Consider the following 15,313-nt stretch of genomic DNA (forward strand, 5'->3'; position numbering starts at 1 on the left):
GCCTCATCGCCGCACCTCCGCGACCTCGGCAGGACGGCCCTCACGCAGCGACAGGTCGGCGGCCTCGGCCACGTACAGGGCCTCCAGCGCCTCCTCGATCGGGCACAGGCTCCGGTCGCCGCGCAGGAAGGCGTCGATCTCGTCGCGGTAGGCGGTCTCGAAGCGGGTGACGAAGTCCGGCCAGGGCTCCTCGGAGCTGGGAACGTCCTCGGTCGTGTGGAGGGGGGCGCGGGAGCTGAGGCCGACGGCCTGCGTGCGCCGGGTGCCCGCCAGCTCCATGCGCACGTCGTACCCGCCGCCGTTGTAGCGCGAGCCCTGCAGGGTGGCCAGCGTGCCGTCGTCCAGCGTCAGGAGCGCGGCGCTGTTGTCCACGTCGCCCGCCTGCGCGAAGAACGCCGCGCCGCGATTGGCCCCCTTCGCGTAGACCGACACCACCTCGCGGCCCGTCACCCAGCGCAGGATGTCGAAGTCGTGAATGTGACAGTCGCGGAAGATGCCGCCGGAGAGCGGGATGTAGGCGGCGGGCGGTGGCACGGGATCGGCGGTGACCAGGTGCACGCGGTGCAGTTCGCCCAGCTCGCCGCTCCTGAGCGCCGTCGCCGCCGCCACGTAGCCGGGGTCGAACCTGCGCTGGAACCCGATCTGCACCCGATGACCGGCCGCGACCTCCATCACCTTGACGGTCTCCGCCACCGTGCCCGCCACCGGCTTCTCGCAGAAGGCCGGGATGCCGAGCTCGCACGCCTTGACGATGAGCTCCGCGTGCGTGGTGGTCGGGGTGGCGATGACCACGGCGTCCGCCTCGAACGGGTCACCCGGCCTCCCGTACGGCGATGTGCGTACGGGATCGGCCACGATCAGCTCGTCCACCAGGGGATGCGCGGCCAGGGTCGCGGCGTGGAAGGCTCCGATCCGGCCCAGACCCAGCAGTCCCACACGCATGGCGCCTCCAATCGGGATCAGGCTTTCTTTCTAAGCGAGCGGTTCTCCCTCAGTCAACGCTTTGTCCTGACATTCGGACTTTCAAGCCTCGTACGGCCTCCATCGCCCGGTAAGCGGGCAACCGCGCGAACCCCACCACCACGGCCGCCGGCCCGGGCAGCTCCCGCATCGGCCCCACCGGCTCGGCGGACAGTCCCAGCTCACGGGCGGCCCGCGCCGTACGCGCCTCGTCCCACCGCCCCGGCAGCTCCAGGTAGACGTGCAACCCCGCGTCGATCCCCCTCACCCGGATCTCGGGCAGCTCCTCGCCCAGCGCCGCGACCAGGGCGTCCCTGCGGCGGTGGTACTCCCTGCGCATCCGCCGCAGATGTTTGTCATAGGCGCCGGTACGCAGGAAGTGCGCCAGCGCGTACTGCTCGATGACCGGCGAGCCCAGGTCCAGCTCGCCCCGCGCCCGGCGGATCGCCTCTGCCAGGTCGGGGGGCGCCGCCACCCAGCCCAGCCGCAGCCCCGGCGCGAGCGCCTTGCTCACGCTGCCGGAGAGGATCACCCGGTCGGGCGCCAGGCCCTGAAGGCAGCCGACGGGGTCGCGGTCGAAGCGGAACTCGGCGTCGTAGTCGTCCTCCAGGATCGGCCGGTTGCCCGCGTACGACCACTCCATCAGCGCGGCCCGGCGCGCCGGGGACAGCACCACCCCGGTCGGGTACTGGTGCGCGGGCGTCACCAGGACCGCGTCCCCGCTGAGCCTGCGCACGTCCAGCCCCTGCTCGTCCACCGGCACCGGCACGAGTCGCGCGCCCGCCCTGCGCAGCAGCGGCACCTGGCGGTGGCTGGTCGGGTCCTCCACGGCCAGCCGCAGCGGGCGCTGCTGGCACAGCACGTGCAGGACCAGGCTCAGCCCCTGCGCCACGCCGCCCACGACGACGAGGTTCTCCGGGCGCACATCCGCGGCCCTGACCCGCCTGAGGTAGCCGGCCAGCTCTTCTCGCAGCTCAGGCACGCCGCCGGGGTCCCCGTAATCGAGGGCGTCCGAGGGTACGGTGGTCAGGACGTGCCTGACGGCCGCCAGCCAGCGTTCACGGGGGAAGTGGCTGAGATCGGGGGAGGTGGGGCGATGACCGTAGTACGAAGCGCCGTTGTGCGACACCCGGCGGACATGCTGGTCCGGCATCGGCGGGACGGCGGCGCGCGGCCTGGAGTTCTTGGGCGTGACCTGGGTGCCGACGCCCACTTTGGAGACCAGGAACCCCTCGGCGACGAGTTGCTCATACGCCTCCACCACCACGCCCCTGGACACCTGGAGGTCGGTGGCGAGGTCGCGGGTGGCGGGCAGGCGGGTCCCGGGAGTGAGCCGCCCGCCCCGGATGGAGTCGCGCAGCTCAGACGCGATCTGCCCGGCGATGGCCCCCTTACCGCGACTTATCTGGATATGGAGGTCAGCCATATTGGTCCTGTCTTCGGGCGGGACATTGGACTGTTTATGCAAACCATTGTCTCCCTACCCTCCTTCACATGAGAAACGGAATCGTGGGGGCCACCGCGGCCATGTTCCTCGTCGGAACGCTGGCCGGGGTCTCGGGGCTGGTTGGCGCGTACCCCATATACGGCGGACAGGCTGTTCGGTATCTCGTGGCCGCGGTCATCCTGCTTGTCATAACGCGAGTGCTCGGACTGCGGTTCGTCCGCATGACGCGGCGCGAGGTGTTGTGTCTGGGCGGGCTGACGCTGCTCGGCCTGGTGGTCTTCAACGTGTGCGTGGTCGAGTCCACCCGCGCCTCCGGGCCCGCGCTGGTCGGGACCGTGCTGGGCACCGTGCCGCTGGCGCTCGCGCTGGCCGGCGGGCGTCCCGCGCCCCGGCTGCTGCTGGGCGCCGGCGTGGTGGTGGCAGGGGCGACGCTGGCCACAGGGCTCGGCAGCGGCACCACGGAGAGCCTGCTGTGGGCGCTGGGGGCGCTCGTGGGCGAGGTGAGCTTCTCCCTGCTGGCCATCCCCTTGTTGCCCAAGCTGGGGCCGATCAGGACCTCGGCGTACTCGACCGCGCTGGCCGTGCCCATCCTGGTGGTGGTGGGGCTGATCGACGCGGGCTCGGGCATGCTCCGCACGCCGACGCTGCCCGAGGTGCTCGGGTTCGCCTACCTGGCCGTCATAGTCACCGTGATCGCCTTCTTCCTGTGGTACTCCTCGCTGCCCAAGCTGGGTCCCGGCAGGGCGGGGCTGTTCGCGGGGCTGATCCCGGTCGCGGCCATCGTCACGGGCGCGGTGCTGGGGGTCGCCATGCCCACCGCGTACGACCTGCTGGGCGCCGGACTCGTCGTCGTCGGCATCCTGGTCGGTCTCAGCGCCGAACGCTCGCCCGCGGAGGCGGCCGTCAGACCGTCCGAGGCGTGACGTCCTCGGTCATCCCAGGGGCGTAATCTCTTGGACGACCGAAAGGATGGACATGGGCGAGTTCGACTACACCGATCTGCTTCCGCTTGGAGCCGATGCGACGGAATACCGGCTGATCACGTCGGAGGGGGTGCGGAAGGTCGAAGCCGCCGGGCGTACGTTCCTTGAAGTCGAGCCCGAGGCCTTGCGGCTGCTGACCGAGACGGCCGTCCACGACATCTCCCACTTCCTGCGCTCCTCGCACCTGACCCAGCTCAGGAAGATCGTCGATGACCCCGAGTCCAGCGGCAACGACCGCTTCGTCGCCCTCGACCTGCTGAAGAACGCCTCCATCTCGGCCGGCGGCGTGCTGCCGATGTGCCAGGACACCGGCACCGCCATCGTCATGGGCAAGCGCGGCCGCCACGTGCTGACCGACGGACTCGACGCCGAGCACATCTCCCGCGGCGTATACGACGCCTACACCAGGCTCAACCTGCGCTACTCGCAGATGGCCCCGCTGACCATGTGGGAGGAGAAGAACACGGGCGACAACCTCCCCGCCCAGGTCGAGCTGTACGCCGAGGACCCCCACGGGCACCCCGACGAGTACAAACTGCTGTTCATGGCCAAGGGCGGCGGCTCGGCCAACAAGTCGTTCCTGTACCAGGAGACCAAGGCCGTGCTCAACGAGAAGCGCATGCTGGCCTTCCTGGAGGAGAAGATCCGCTCGCTGGGCACCGCGGCCTGCCCGCCGTACCACCTGGCCATCGTCGTCGGCGGCACCTCCGCCGAATACGCGCTCAAGACCGCGAAATACGCCAGCGCCCGCTACCTCGACTCGATCCCGACCGAGGGGTCGCCGTCCGGGCACGGGTTCCGGGACCTGGAGATGGAGGCCAAGGTCTTCGAGCTGACGCAGAAGCTCGGGATCGGGGCGCAGTTCGGCGGCAAGTACTTCTGCCACGACGTACGCGTCATCCGCCTCCCCCGCCACGGCGCCTCCTGCCCGGTGGCCATCGCCGTCTCCTGCTCCGCCGACCGCCAGGCCCTGGCCAAGATCACCCCGGAGGGCGTGTTCCTGGAGAAGCTGGAGACCGACCCGGCCCGCTTCCTCCCGGAGACGACCGACGAGCACCTCTCGGACGACGTCATCCAGGTCGACCTCAACCGCCCCATGCCCGAGATCCTCGCCCAGTTGACGAAATTTCCGGTCAAAACCCGCCTCTCCCTCAGCGGTCCCCTCGTCGTCGCCCGCGACATCGCCCACGCCAAGATCGCCGAACTCCTGGACAACGGCGGCGAGATGCCCCAATACCTCAAGGACCACGCCGTCTACTACGCCGGTCCCGCCAAAACCCCCGAGGGCTACGCCTCCGGCTCCTTCGGGCCCACCACGGCCGGTCGCATGGACTCGTACGTGGGGCGGTTCCAGGCGGAGGGCGGCTCGATGGTCATGCTCGCCAAGGGCAACCGCTCCAAGCAGGTCACCGAGGCCTGCCAGCAGCACGGCGGCTTCTACCTGGGCTCCATCGGCGGGCCGGCGGCGCGGCTGGCGCAGGACTGCATCAAGAAGGTGGAGGTGCTGGAGTATCCGGAGCTGGGGATGGAGGCGGTGTGGAAGATCGAGGTCGTGGACTTCCCCGCGTTCATCGTGGTCGACGACAAGGGCGACGACTTCTTCACCGACCGCACCGGCCCCGTCCTGAGCATCGGCCGCCGCTGACCATCACCGGTGGCGGCCTGACACGTCGGGGAGCGTCGGTCGGAGGATGAGAACCGCGGACCGACGCGGGAACCTCAGCCGGAGAACGCGGGCCGGCGCGGGCGGGCCGGCGCGGAACCTCAGCCGACGCGGAACCTCAGCCGACGCGGGCTGGTGGGTCAGACGCTGAACGGGGCCGGGTAGGCGATCGTTCCGGAGGGCACCGGCCGGGAGGCGTCGAGCACGAGCGCCATCATGGCCTCATCGGGCACGTCGAAGGCCGCCCGGATGCCATGGGAGGAGGCCCGGGCGAAGCCGAACCTCGGGTAGTAAGAGGGATGCCCGAGCACGAGCACCAGGGACTCACCTTGGGAGCGGGCGGCGGCCAGCCCGGCGGCGATCGCGGCGGAGCCGGCGCCCTGCCGCTGGCGGGCGGGCAGCACGGCGCAGGGCGCGAGGGCCAGGGCCGGCGAGTCGCCGACGTGGCAGCGGGTGAGCAGCGCGTGCCCGGCCACGACCCCGTCGTGCTCGGCCACGATGGACAGGCCGGGCAACCAGGCGGGGTCCTTGCGAAGTGCGTCGACCAGGTCGGCCTCGAGCGGGGTCGGGAACGCCGCGAGCAGGATCTCGCGGATCGCCGGGACGTCTCGCTCCTCCTCCGGCCTGGTGACCCAGGAGATGCTCACGCAGCCACCGGAGCCCGGTGCGGAGCCACGACGGAGCCGTCGGGCAGCAGCAGGCCGGTGTCGTCGAACAGCACGACGCCGTTGCAGAGGAGGCTCCACCCCTGGTCGGGATGGGACGAGATCACGTGTGACCTCTCGCGGTCGAGGGAGTCGGCATTCGGGCAAACGGGGTAGTGACTGCACATCGCGCACCTCTCAGATTGCGCTACTGCTTGCGGATACTCAAAAGGGCAGCTGGCGCCCTGACGGAGTGCGAAGGTCCAGGCTGGCTCTGGTCGACTTCCTGGGCCGGCGACGAATCTGGGTCTGGCGCATCTTCATCACGTCCTCAACGGTCTGTCTTCAGTGGACCTCGGCGTATGCCTTCAGTCTGACGATCGGGACCGACAGTTTGTTGCAGCTACCGGGTGTCCTGTGGGAGCTCGCCTTCTTGTTTGGCTTAACCATGCCCCCACCCCCTTACGGCACCCTTACAAGTGGCTGACCTTCACCCCGTGGTTCCTGTCAGTCAGCCTGCCGTACGCCTGAAAGTCCCCTACCAGGCATCATGCACAAAATTTCGTCAAGTCGTTGTGCTGATCGACACACCTGCCCGCTGAGCTGCGGAAACTCTTCCGGAGAGCCGGGCGGAAAATGTGCGCGCGGGCGGGGGTCGAGCTGCCCGCGCGGCGGGGCCCAATCTGACCGTCGTGAGACCGTCAAGGGAAGACCTAGGCTCGCCAGTCCAAAGCAGTTGCGAATCACACGCAGGACAAGCGCCGGGCCGCGTGCCGACGAGACGCTTCGGTACCTTCCAGATCCGCGAGGGGCTCCGGCCGGCCCGGGAACCGCTGAGCCGCGGGCTCCGCCTCCGGGGCGCGCTCTACGCTTGGGAGCTTGCGTACTATCTTCGGTATCGCAACGTCCGCCCGGACTACGTCGAGAAACTGTGGGCCCTCATCAACTGGGAGGATGTGGCCTGGAGGTTTGCTGACGTGACGAGTCAGGCGGGTTGACTTAAGTTCGCAACAAATTATCGGCCCCGCCTCTACTGGTCGGTTTACACAAATAGGTAAGCTGCCTGGCATGCGTGCGCCCTCCGGTTACCTACTCGCCGCGCGCTACCGGCTTATGGAGCCGGTTGGTCGTGGCGGCATGGGCACCGTTTGGCGGGCACATGACGAACTGCTCGACCGGGACGTGGCGGTCAAGGAAGTGCGGCTGCCCACCGTGCTGGACGAGGACCTGCGGGCCGAGCTGTGCGCGCGCACCGAGCGCGAGGGCCGGGCGACCGCGATGGTCACGCACCCCTCGGTCATCACCGTGTTCGACGTGGTCACCGAGGACGACCGCCCGTGGATCGTGATGGAGCTGCTCCGTGCGAGGTCCCTGGAGCAACTCATCCAGGACGAGGGACCGCTCCACCCCCGCAGGGCCGCCGAGATCGGCCGTCAGATCCTGGGCGCGCTGCGCGCCGTGCACGCCAAGGGCATCCTGCACCGCGACGTCAAGCCGAGCAATGTGCTGGTGACCGAGGATCGCGCGGTGCTCACCGACTTCGGACTGGCCGCGCTCGAAGGTGACGTTTCCATCACCCAGGCGGGCATCGTCCTGGGGTCGGCGGGATACATCGCTCCAGAGCGGGTGCTCGGCTCGAAGGCCAGCCCCGCGGGCGATCTGTGGTCGCTCGGCGCGACCCTCTACACCACCGTCGAGGGCAGGGGCCTGCACGGCCGGCGCACCGCGGCCGCCGCGCTCGCGGCACTCACCAGTGGCGAGCCGATCCCCATGTCCAAGGCGGGACCGCTGGCGCCCGTTCTCGACGCGCTGCTCAGGATCGACCCCGCGACCAGGCTCGATTCCGTACGCGCTTCGCTCATGCTGGCCAGGGTGGCCGCGGGAGGCTCGGCCGAGGAGCCCCTGGCCCCGCGCAAGCCGATCCGTGTCCCGCCGGCGATTCCACAGCCCCCTTTCCCACGCAGGCCCTCGCATCGGGGGCTGCACAGGGCCGATCCGCCGGCGGCGCCCGTGAGCGTTCCCGCGCCCAGGGTCGAACGTAAACCCGGCGAGGGGGTGCACAGGAAGCGCGTTGAACAGCGACCGGCTCCGTCCGCTTATGCCCGTTTCAAAGCTACGGTGATAAAGTTGTGCCTTCCTCGACGGTTCTGGCCAAGAGAACTTCGCAAGCGAGGGTAAAGCACTTCCCAAGCGAGAATCGATATCTTCTTCTCATGCCGGAACAGCAGACACGCCTGCTCGCGGAGCGCTACGAGCTCGTCGCCCCGCTCGGTCGCGGCACGATGGGCACCGTGTGGCGCGCCCGCGATCGCGCGCTCGGGCGCGAGGTGGCGGTCAAGGAAATCCGCCAGGACCCTGGACTCACCGATGAACAGCGGTCCGAGCTGCGCGAACGCATGGTCCGCGAAGGCCGCATCGCCGCGCGGATCAACCACCCGTCCGTAGCCGCCATCCACGACGTGCTGATCCAGGACGACAGCCCGTGGATCATCATGGAACTCATCGAAGCCCGCTCGCTGGAGCAGGTGATCGAGGAGGAGGGGCCGCTGCCGCCCCGGCTTGTGGCGGAGATCGGCGTGGACCTGCTCGGGGCACTGCGCGCGGCCCACGCCCAGGGGATCACCCACCGTGACGTCAAACCGGGCAACGTGCTCATCACCGAGAGCGGCCGCGTGGTGCTGACCGATTTCGGCATCGCCAAGGCGGAGGGCGATTCGCGGCTGACGAAGACGGGCATGGTCATCGGCTCGCCCGGCTACACCGCCCCGGAACGTGCCAGGGGCGAATACACCGGCCCCGAGTCCGACATCTGGTCACTCGGCGCCACTCTTTACTTCGCCGTCGAAGGACGGCCGGCCTACGAGCGCTCCACGATCGCGGAGACGCTGGCGGCGCTGCTCACCGAGAGCGCCGACCCGCCCACGCAGGCGGGGCGGTTGCGGCCCGTGCTGAACGGGCTGCTGAGCAAGGATTACCGGCAGCGGCTGAGCGCTGCCAAAGCGGAGACCCTGATGCGCATGGTCGCCGACACCCCGACGAGCGAGATGCCGGTGCTCACGGCCGAGGCTCTTATGGCGCAGGAGGCCGCTTTGCCCGACCCGTTCACCGACCCCGAGACCCCCGGCCCTGAGGGCCCTGGAGGCCAGGGACCCGCAGGTCGCGGCCGTCCCGGCGCCCCGACCGGCCAGCGCCCAGGACCAGGACAAAGCAGAGGCGCCCCAGGAACACAGGGGCCGGGAGGACGCGGCACGCAGGGGGCAGGGCCGCCCAGCGCACCCCAGCACCCCTACGGCACCGGCGGGCCCGACAGCCCTGGCGGACCCGGCAGGCAGCCCGGGCAGCGACCGGCGGGAGCCCCAGGAGGCCCCAGAGGCGCTGGAGCACCAGGAGGCGCGGCAGCAGGTCCAGGAGGCGTGGGATCCGCGTTCGGACCGGGTGGAGCGCCGACCGGACCGAACCAGGCGTACGGGCAGGGTGGAGCGCCGACCGGACCGAACCAGGCGTTCGGGCAGGGTGGGGCCCCGTCAGGACCGAACCAGGCGTTCGGACCTTCCGCGTCCGGGCCGAACCAGCCGTCCGGGCCGCAGGGGCAGCCGCGTGGCGGTCCGGGCTCGCCCACCGTGCCGCAGAACACCAGGCCCGGCCGTCCCCAGCAGGGACAGCAGTTCGCCTCACAGGCCCCCGGCGGCGGCTCAGGGCCGCACGCCGGCACACCGGGCAACGCGGGCCGGCCCACCGGGCCGCACGCCGGCATGCCGGGCGAAGGCGACTACGACCCCGACAAGACGGTCAACATCTCGCGCCGCAAGGGCCCGCTCCCCGCGGCGCCCGAGCAGGGCCAGCCCTACCGCCCCGCGGACGAGGGCTCCATGGCCACCACGCGCCTCCCGACGCAGAAGCCCGGATCGCCCGGACACCAGGTCTATCCGCCCACCGCACCCGCGAACCAGCCGCAGCCCGGCCCCCAGCAGCAGGCGGGCCAGCAGCAGGTGCCCTATGAGAGCCAGGGTCTTGGCACGGACCTGTTCTCCATTGCCAGCCAGGAGGAGCAGAAGCCCGCGGGCAACCGCAACGGCATGCTGGTGCTCATGGCGGTGGCCGCCGCGGCCGCCGTGGTGATCGCCGTCCTCATCGTGGCCCTCCTCTCAAGCTGACCAAGACCTCAAGCTGACCAACCCTCAAGCTGACCGGCCTCTCAAGCTGACCGGCCTCTCGAACTGACCGGCCCGGGTGCCTTCCGGGGGATCGCGCGGCCGTGAGCCAGACTGAAGTCATGAGCGAGTTCCGAATCGAACATGACTCGATGGGTGAGGTACGCGTGCCCGCGGGCGCCAAGTGGCGCGCGCAGACCCAGCGGGCAGTGGAGAACTTCCCGGTTTCCGGACGGCCTCTGGAGCCGTCCCACATCGCCGCGCTCGGCCTGATCAAGGCGGTGGCCGCGGAGGTGAACGGCGAGCTGGGCGTGATCGACAAGGACATGGCGGAGGCGATCGCGCAGGCCGCCGCCGACGTGGCGGAGAACGAGCACGACGCCGACTTCCCGATCGACGTCTTCCAGACTGGCTCCGGCACCTCGTCCAACATGAACGCCAACGAGGTGATCGCGACGCTGGCCGAGGAGCGGCTGGGCCGGCCGGTGCATCCCAACGACCACGTCAACGCCTCCCAGTCCTCCAACGACGTCTTCCCGACCTCCATCCACGTGGCGGCGGCCACCGAGGTGACCTACCACCTGCTGCCCTCACTCAAGCACCTGGCGGAGGCGCTGCGGGAGAAGGCGATCGAGTTCGACGGGGTGGTGAAGTCGGGGCGCACGCACCTGATGGACGCGACGCCGGTGACGCTGGGCCAGGAGTTCGGCGGGTACGCCACGCAGATCGACCACGGCGTCGTCCGCGTCATGGGGGCGCTCAAGCACGTCCTGGAGCTGCCCCTGGGCGGCACCGCCGTGGGCACGGGCATCAACACGCCGCAGGGCTTCGCCCATGAGGCCATCGGCAAGCTGCGCGAGGCGACCGGCATCCCGTTCGCGGAGGCCGTGGACCATTTCGAGGCCCAGGGGGCGCAGGACTCCATCGTGGAGCTCTCGGGGCAGCTCAAGGTGGTCGCGGTGTCGCTGACCAAGATTGCGAACGATCTGCGCTGGATGGGCTCGGGGCCGAGGGCCGGGCTCGGCGAGCTCAACCTGCCCGATCTGCAACCCGGCTCGTCCATCATGCCCGGCAAGGTCAACCCCGTGATCCCCGAGGCCACGGCCATGGTCGCGGCCCAGGTCATCGGCAACGACGCGACGATCACGTTCGCCGGCGCGTCCGGCACCTTCGAGCTGAACGTGCAGCTCCCCGTGATCGCGCGCAACATCCTGGAGTCGATCAGGCTGCTGGCGAACGTCTCGCGGCTGCTCGCCGACCGCTGCGTCTCCGGGATCACGGCGAACGTGGAGCGCCTGCGCGAGTACGCCGAGTCGTCCCCGTCGATCGTGACCCCGCTGAACCGGTACGTGGGCTACGAGGAGGCCGCGAAGATCGCCAAGCAGGCCCTGGCGGAGCGCAAGACGATCAGGGAAGTCGTCATCGAGCGCGGCCACGTGGCCGACGGCACGCTGACCGAGGAACAACTCGACGCGGCGCTCAACGTCCTGTCGATGACCAGACCCTAAACCGTACGGACCGGCTGGACCTTCGCCGCGGCGGCGCGCGTGGCGTGCGCCCATCGGGTGACCAGGGACTGGGCGGCGCCCGAGTCGACGGCGTCGGCGGCGCGTTTGCGGGCGGCGGCCAGGGCGGGAGTGAGCTCGGCCGCCGGCGGCGTGCCGTCGGCGGCCACCAGGGCGGAGGCCGCGTTGAGCAGGACGACGTCACGCACCGGGCCAGGCTCGCCGGCGAACACCGCGCGGGCCACGTCCGCGTTGCGCCGCGCGTCCCCGCCACGCAGGTCGTCGGGGTGGGCGCGGGGGATCTCCAGGTCGAGGGGCTCGAAGGCGGTTCGGGTCACGGTGCCCCTGCGTACCACCCAGATCGTCGAAGGGCCGCAGGTCGTCAGCTCGTCGAGCCCGTCGTCGCCCCTGAAGACCAGCGCGGAGCAGCCGCGCTCGGCCAGCACGCCCGCGATGACCGGGGCCATCCCCAGGTGGAAGACGCCGACCGCCTGGGCGGGCGGCAGGGCGGGGTTGGTGAGCGGGCCCAGGAAGTTGAAGACGGTGGGCACGCCCAGTTCGCGGCGTGGCCCGGAGGTGCGTCTCAGTGCGGGGTTGAAGGCGGGCGCGAAGCAGAACGTGATCCCGACCTCGTCGGCCACCCTGACCACGGCGGCGGGCGGCAGGTCGACGACCACGCCGAGCTCTTCGAGCACGTCCGCCGCGCCGGCCATGGAGGAGGCGGCCCGGCCGCCGTGTTTGACCACCTTGGCGCCCGCGGCGGCGGCCACGACGGCGGCCATGGTGGAGATGTTCACGGTGTTGGCGCGGTCGCCGCCGGTGCCGACCAGGTCCACGGGGTCGCCGGGGACCCTGATCGCCGCCGATCTGGCGAGCATGCCGTCGGCCAGCCCGGACACCTCCGCCACGCTCTCACCCTTGGCCCGCAGCGCGACCGCGAACGCGGCGATCTGGGCGTCGGTCGCCTGCCCCGACATGATCTGCTCCATGGCCCAGCCAGTCTGGCGGGAGGTGAGTGACACGCCGTCGAGCAGCGCGGTGAGGAGCAGCGGCCAGGTGGTCATCAGTTGTGTCCTTCTCGTCAGTGCTCGACGGGGGGACACCCACCGGAATGGTGATGGCCGCCTCGTCGAGGCGGCCGGTGCGTATGCGCTGGGAGGTCCGCCTAGGAGGCGGGCCACCACTGGGACGAATACGCGATCATGTCCTCAACATAGCAGACGCCCGTGATCCACATATGGCGGCACGCATCTATGTCGGCAGCACCCATGCGGCGTCGCGCGGCCACCGCCTAGGGTGCGGAGTATGGCGAAGGAGCTGACGGGGCGGACGGCGCTGGTGACGGGGGCCGGGGGCGACATCGGGGCTGCCTGCGCCCGGCGACTGGCCGCGGCGGGGGCCAGGGTGCTGGTCGTGGACATGCGGGCCGAGCCGGCCGGGAAGGTGGCCTCCGAGGTCGGGGGCACGGCCGTGGTGGCCGACCTAAGCGACCCGGGCTTCGCGGACGCGCTGCCGGACGAGCCCGTGGACATCGTGGTGAACAACGCCGGGTTCCAGCACGTCGCGCCGATCGAGGAGTTCCCGCCCGAGGTGTTCGGCGCGATGTTGCGGGTGATGGTGGAGGCGCCGTTCCTGATCGCGCGGAAGGTGCTGCCCGGCATGTACGCCAGGGGCTGGGGCCGGTTCGTGAACATCTCGTCGGTGCACGGGTTGCGGGCCTCGCCGTACAAGTCGGCCTACACGGCGGCCAAACACGGGCTGGAGGGGTTCTCCAAGGTCGTGGCGCTGGAGGGCGCGCCCCACGGGGTCACCTCGACCTGCGTCTGCCCCGCTTACGTGCGGACCGGCCTGGTCGAGGCGCAGATCGCCGACCAGGCCCGGGTGCACGGCATCGCGCCGGACGAGGTCGTGGAGAACATCATGCTGGAGCCCGCCGCGATCAAGCGGCTGATCGAGCCCGAGGAGGTGGCCGACCTGGTCGCCTACCTGTGCGGGCCGAGCGGGACGTTCATCACCGGGGTGTCGCTTCCCATGGATGGTGGCTGGACTGCTCGGTGAGCACACAATTCTTGGAGTTGCTGGCCAGGGAGGCGTCGGCGGTCGAGTTCGAGGGGCCGATCATCCAGGCCAGGGCGGCCGGCGCGGATCCGGCGGCGATCGAGGAGCTGGAGCAGGCCAAGGTCGAGGCGCTCAAGGTGCGCGACCTGCTCAAGCGGCGGGCCAGGCGCGAGGCGGAGCTGTCGGCTCTCTACGACACGGCCGGCGACCTGGCCGCGCTGCGCGACCTCGACGCCGTGCTGGAGGCCATCGTGCACCGGGCCAGGCAGCTCCTGGCCACCGACGTCGCGTACATGACCCTGCACGACCCCGAGCGGGGCGACACCTACATGCGGGTCACGGACGGGTCGATCTCGGCCAAGTTCCGGGCGTTGCGGCTGGCGATGGGGCACGGGCTGGGCGGGCTGGTGGCGCAGACGGCGACGCCGTACTCGACGGCCGACTACTTCGCCGACGCCAGGTTCCGGCACAGGGAGCACATCGACGTCGCCGTCAAGGAGGAGGGCCTGGTCGCCATCCTGGGCGTGCCGCTGCGGCTGGGGCAGCGGGTGATCGGCGTGCTGATGGCGGCCAACCGCAGCGCGCGGCCGTTCCATCAGGAGGAGGTGTCGCTGCTGGCCAGCCTGGCCGCGCACGCCGCCGTCGCGATCGACAACGCCAGGCTGCTGCAGGAGACCAGGAACGCGCTGGAGGAGCTCTCCCACGCCCACAGGACCGCCAGGGAGCACGGCGAGGCCGTCGAGCGGGCCGCCCTGGCGCACGACAGGATGACCTCGCTGGTGTTGCGCGGCGGCGGGATCGAGGACGTGGCGGCCGTGGTGACCGACGTGCTCGGCGGGTCGCTGGCGGTGCTCGACGACCTGGGGCGGGCGATCAGCGGCGACGTGGGCGAGCTGGACGCGGGGGTGTTCGAGGCGGCGCAGGCGTCCAGGGCGCTGGGGCGTACCGTGCGCAAGGGCGATCTGCTGATCGCGTCCGTGGACGTCGGCGGGGAGCCGTTGTGCACGCTGATCCTGCGCAGCGACGACGCCGACGAGCGCATCCTGGAGCGGGCGGCGCTGGTGTGCGCGTTGTTGCTGCTGTTCCGCAGGAGTGTGGCCGAGGCCGAGGGGCGGGTCAGGGGTGAGCTGCTGGACGACCTGATCGTCAGGCCGGGCTCCCCCGGCCTGGCGGACCGGGCGCGCAGGCTGGGGATGGACCTGGGCGCGCCGCACGTCGTGGTCGTGGTCAAGTACTCGGGGCAGCGGGAGCGGGCGGCGTTCTGGGCGTCGTCGCAGGCCACCGTGCGGCACGGGCTGGCGGCCGGGCGGGGTGACGAGGTGGTGCTGCTGCTGCCGGGGACCGACGCCGGGGGCGTGGCGCGGCGCGCGGCGGCCGAGCTGACGTCGTCGCTGCACAGCCCGGCGACGGCGGGCGCCTCCTGCGTGGGGGTCCAGGACATGCGAGAACCACCGGACGTGGCCGACGCGTATCAGGAGGCGCGGCGGTGCGCCGAGGCGCTGATCGCGCTCGGGCGGGCCGGGGACGGCGCGAGCGCGGCCGAGCTGGGGTTCGTGGGGCTGCTCGTCGGCGACGGCCGTGACGTGGGCGGCTTCGTCGGCAGGGTGCTGGGCGCGGTGATCGACTACGACGCCCGCAGGGGCACCGCTCTGGCCGGCACGCTGACGGCCTACTTCGGCACCGGCGGCTCCCCCTCCCGCACGGCCGAGACCCTGCACATCCACGTCAACACCGTCACGCAACGCCTCGACCGCATCGGCAGGCTGCTGGGCGAGGGCTGGCAGGAGCCGGAGCGGGCGCTGGAGATCCAGCTCGCGCTCCGCCTGCACCGGCTCGGCCACACATCGGATGCGAAGACTGTAGGTCCCGGCACCATATGAGTGATGCCGGTCACATCCTACG

The 15,313-nt window shown here is 70.9% G+C and carries 13 protein-coding genes; 8 read left to right on the plus strand and 5 right to left on the minus strand.

From position 1 onward, the window contains the following. Window positions 1–3: 3 nt before the first annotated feature. Window positions 4–942 (minus strand): Gfo/Idh/MocA family protein, encoded by a 939-nt coding sequence (locus tag ACFPZ3_RS41795; RefSeq protein ID WP_379519915.1) that lies wholly within the window; start codon window positions 940–942, stop codon window positions 4–6. A gap of 49 nt (window positions 943–991) precedes the next feature. Further along, complete coding sequence (pdxR, locus tag ACFPZ3_RS41800; RefSeq protein WP_379519916.1) at window positions 992–2,386, minus strand: MocR-like pyridoxine biosynthesis transcription factor PdxR; 1,395 nt, start codon at window positions 2,384–2,386, stop codon at window positions 992–994. Window positions 2,387–2,454: 68 nt separating this feature from the next. On the opposite strand from pdxR, the gene ACFPZ3_RS41805 reads away from it, so the two are divergent. Both ACFPZ3_RS41805 and ACFPZ3_RS41810 read left to right on the plus strand, forming a co-directional pair. After that, on the plus strand, window positions 2,455–3,330 hold the full coding sequence (locus ACFPZ3_RS41805; protein WP_379519917.1) for a DMT family transporter: 876 nt from the start codon (window positions 2,455–2,457) through the stop codon (window positions 3,328–3,330). Between the two features lie 52 nt (window positions 3,331–3,382). Next, complete coding sequence (locus tag ACFPZ3_RS41810; protein WP_379519918.1) at window positions 3,383–5,035, plus strand: fumarate hydratase; 1,653 nt, start codon at window positions 3,383–3,385, stop codon at window positions 5,033–5,035. A 158-nt stretch (window positions 5,036–5,193) separates the two neighbouring features. On the opposite strand, the gene ACFPZ3_RS41815 is transcribed toward ACFPZ3_RS41810, so the two are convergent. Both ACFPZ3_RS41815 and ACFPZ3_RS41820 read right to left on the minus strand, forming a co-directional pair. Next, window positions 5,194–5,700, minus strand: coding sequence for a GNAT family N-acetyltransferase (locus tag ACFPZ3_RS41815; RefSeq protein ID WP_379519919.1), 507 nt, complete (start codon window positions 5,698–5,700; stop codon window positions 5,194–5,196). Then, entirely contained in the window at window positions 5,697–5,885 is a 189-nt protein-coding gene (locus ACFPZ3_RS41820) for a DUF5999 family protein (protein ID WP_379519920.1), read from the minus strand. The genes ACFPZ3_RS41815 and ACFPZ3_RS41820 overlap by 4 nt, the downstream gene beginning before the upstream one ends. Window positions 5,886–6,467: 582 nt before the next feature. Between ACFPZ3_RS41820 and ACFPZ3_RS41825 the strand changes: the two genes are divergently transcribed. The 4 genes from ACFPZ3_RS41825 (at window position 6,468) to ACFPZ3_RS41840 (ending at window position 11,356) form a co-directional block, all read left to right on the plus strand. Further along, complete coding sequence (locus tag ACFPZ3_RS41825) at window positions 6,468–6,695, plus strand: Fe-Mn family superoxide dismutase (protein ID WP_379519921.1); 228 nt, start codon at window positions 6,468–6,470, stop codon at window positions 6,693–6,695. Window positions 6,696–6,765: 70 nt separating this feature from the next. Next, window positions 6,766–7,875 carry a serine/threonine-protein kinase gene (locus ACFPZ3_RS41830; protein WP_379519922.1) on the plus strand — a complete coding sequence of 370 codons (1,110 nt, stop codon included), beginning with the start codon at window positions 6,766–6,768 and terminating at the stop codon, window positions 7,873–7,875. Window positions 7,876–7,910: 35 nt separating this feature from the next. Further along, window positions 7,911–9,851, plus strand: coding sequence for a serine/threonine-protein kinase (locus ACFPZ3_RS41835; protein ID WP_379519923.1), 1,941 nt, complete (start codon window positions 7,911–7,913; stop codon window positions 9,849–9,851). 119 nt (window positions 9,852–9,970) lie between these two features. Further along, a complete protein-coding gene (locus tag ACFPZ3_RS41840; RefSeq protein ID WP_379519924.1) occupies window positions 9,971–11,356 on the plus strand; it encodes a class II fumarate hydratase in 1,386 nt (461 codons plus the stop codon). Here ACFPZ3_RS41840 and trpD read toward each other — a convergent pair. Further along, on the minus strand, window positions 11,353–12,417 hold the full coding sequence (gene trpD / locus ACFPZ3_RS41845) for an anthranilate phosphoribosyltransferase (RefSeq protein WP_379519925.1): 1,065 nt from the start codon (window positions 12,415–12,417) through the stop codon (window positions 11,353–11,355). The genes ACFPZ3_RS41840 and trpD overlap by 4 nt on opposite strands. A gap of 241 nt (window positions 12,418–12,658) precedes the next feature. Between trpD and ACFPZ3_RS41850 the strand changes: the two genes are divergently transcribed. Further along, the gene (locus ACFPZ3_RS41850) at window positions 12,659–13,411 is read left to right on the plus strand and encodes a 3-hydroxybutyrate dehydrogenase (RefSeq protein WP_379519926.1); all 753 of its coding nucleotides are present in this window, start codon (window positions 12,659–12,661) and stop codon (window positions 13,409–13,411) included. Continuing rightward, a complete protein-coding gene (locus ACFPZ3_RS41855) occupies window positions 13,408–15,291 on the plus strand; it encodes a helix-turn-helix domain-containing protein (RefSeq protein WP_379519927.1) in 1,884 nt (627 codons plus the stop codon). Before ACFPZ3_RS41850 ends, ACFPZ3_RS41855 begins: the two co-directional genes overlap by 4 nt. Window positions 15,292–15,313 lie beyond the last annotated feature (22 nt).

Source organism: Nonomuraea insulae (assembly GCF_042656245.1).

Coding starts and splice junctions, on each gene's coding strand:
- ACFPZ3_RS41795 (WP_379519915.1), bottom strand. CDS start 942: ATGCGTGTGGGACTGCTGGGTCTGGGCCGGATCGGAGCCTTCCACGCC.
- pdxR (WP_379519916.1), bottom strand. CDS start 2,386: ATGGCTGACCTCCATATCCAGATAAGTCGCGGTAAGGGGGCCATCGCC.
- ACFPZ3_RS41805 (WP_379519917.1), top strand. CDS start 2,455: ATGAGAAACGGAATCGTGGGGGCCACCGCGGCCATGTTCCTCGTCGGA.
- ACFPZ3_RS41810 (WP_379519918.1), top strand. CDS start 3,383: ATGGGCGAGTTCGACTACACCGATCTGCTTCCGCTTGGAGCCGATGCG.
- ACFPZ3_RS41820 (WP_379519920.1), bottom strand. CDS start 5,885: ATGTGCAGTCACTACCCCGTTTGCCCGAATGCCGACTCCCTCGACCGC.
- ACFPZ3_RS41830 (WP_379519922.1), top strand. CDS start 6,766: ATGCGTGCGCCCTCCGGTTACCTACTCGCCGCGCGCTACCGGCTTATG.
- ACFPZ3_RS41835 (WP_379519923.1), top strand. CDS start 7,911: ATGCCGGAACAGCAGACACGCCTGCTCGCGGAGCGCTACGAGCTCGTC.
- ACFPZ3_RS41840 (WP_379519924.1), top strand. CDS start 9,971: ATGAGCGAGTTCCGAATCGAACATGACTCGATGGGTGAGGTACGCGTG.
- trpD (WP_379519925.1), bottom strand. CDS start 12,417: ATGACCACCTGGCCGCTGCTCCTCACCGCGCTGCTCGACGGCGTGTCA.
- ACFPZ3_RS41850 (WP_379519926.1), top strand. CDS start 12,659: ATGGCGAAGGAGCTGACGGGGCGGACGGCGCTGGTGACGGGGGCCGGG.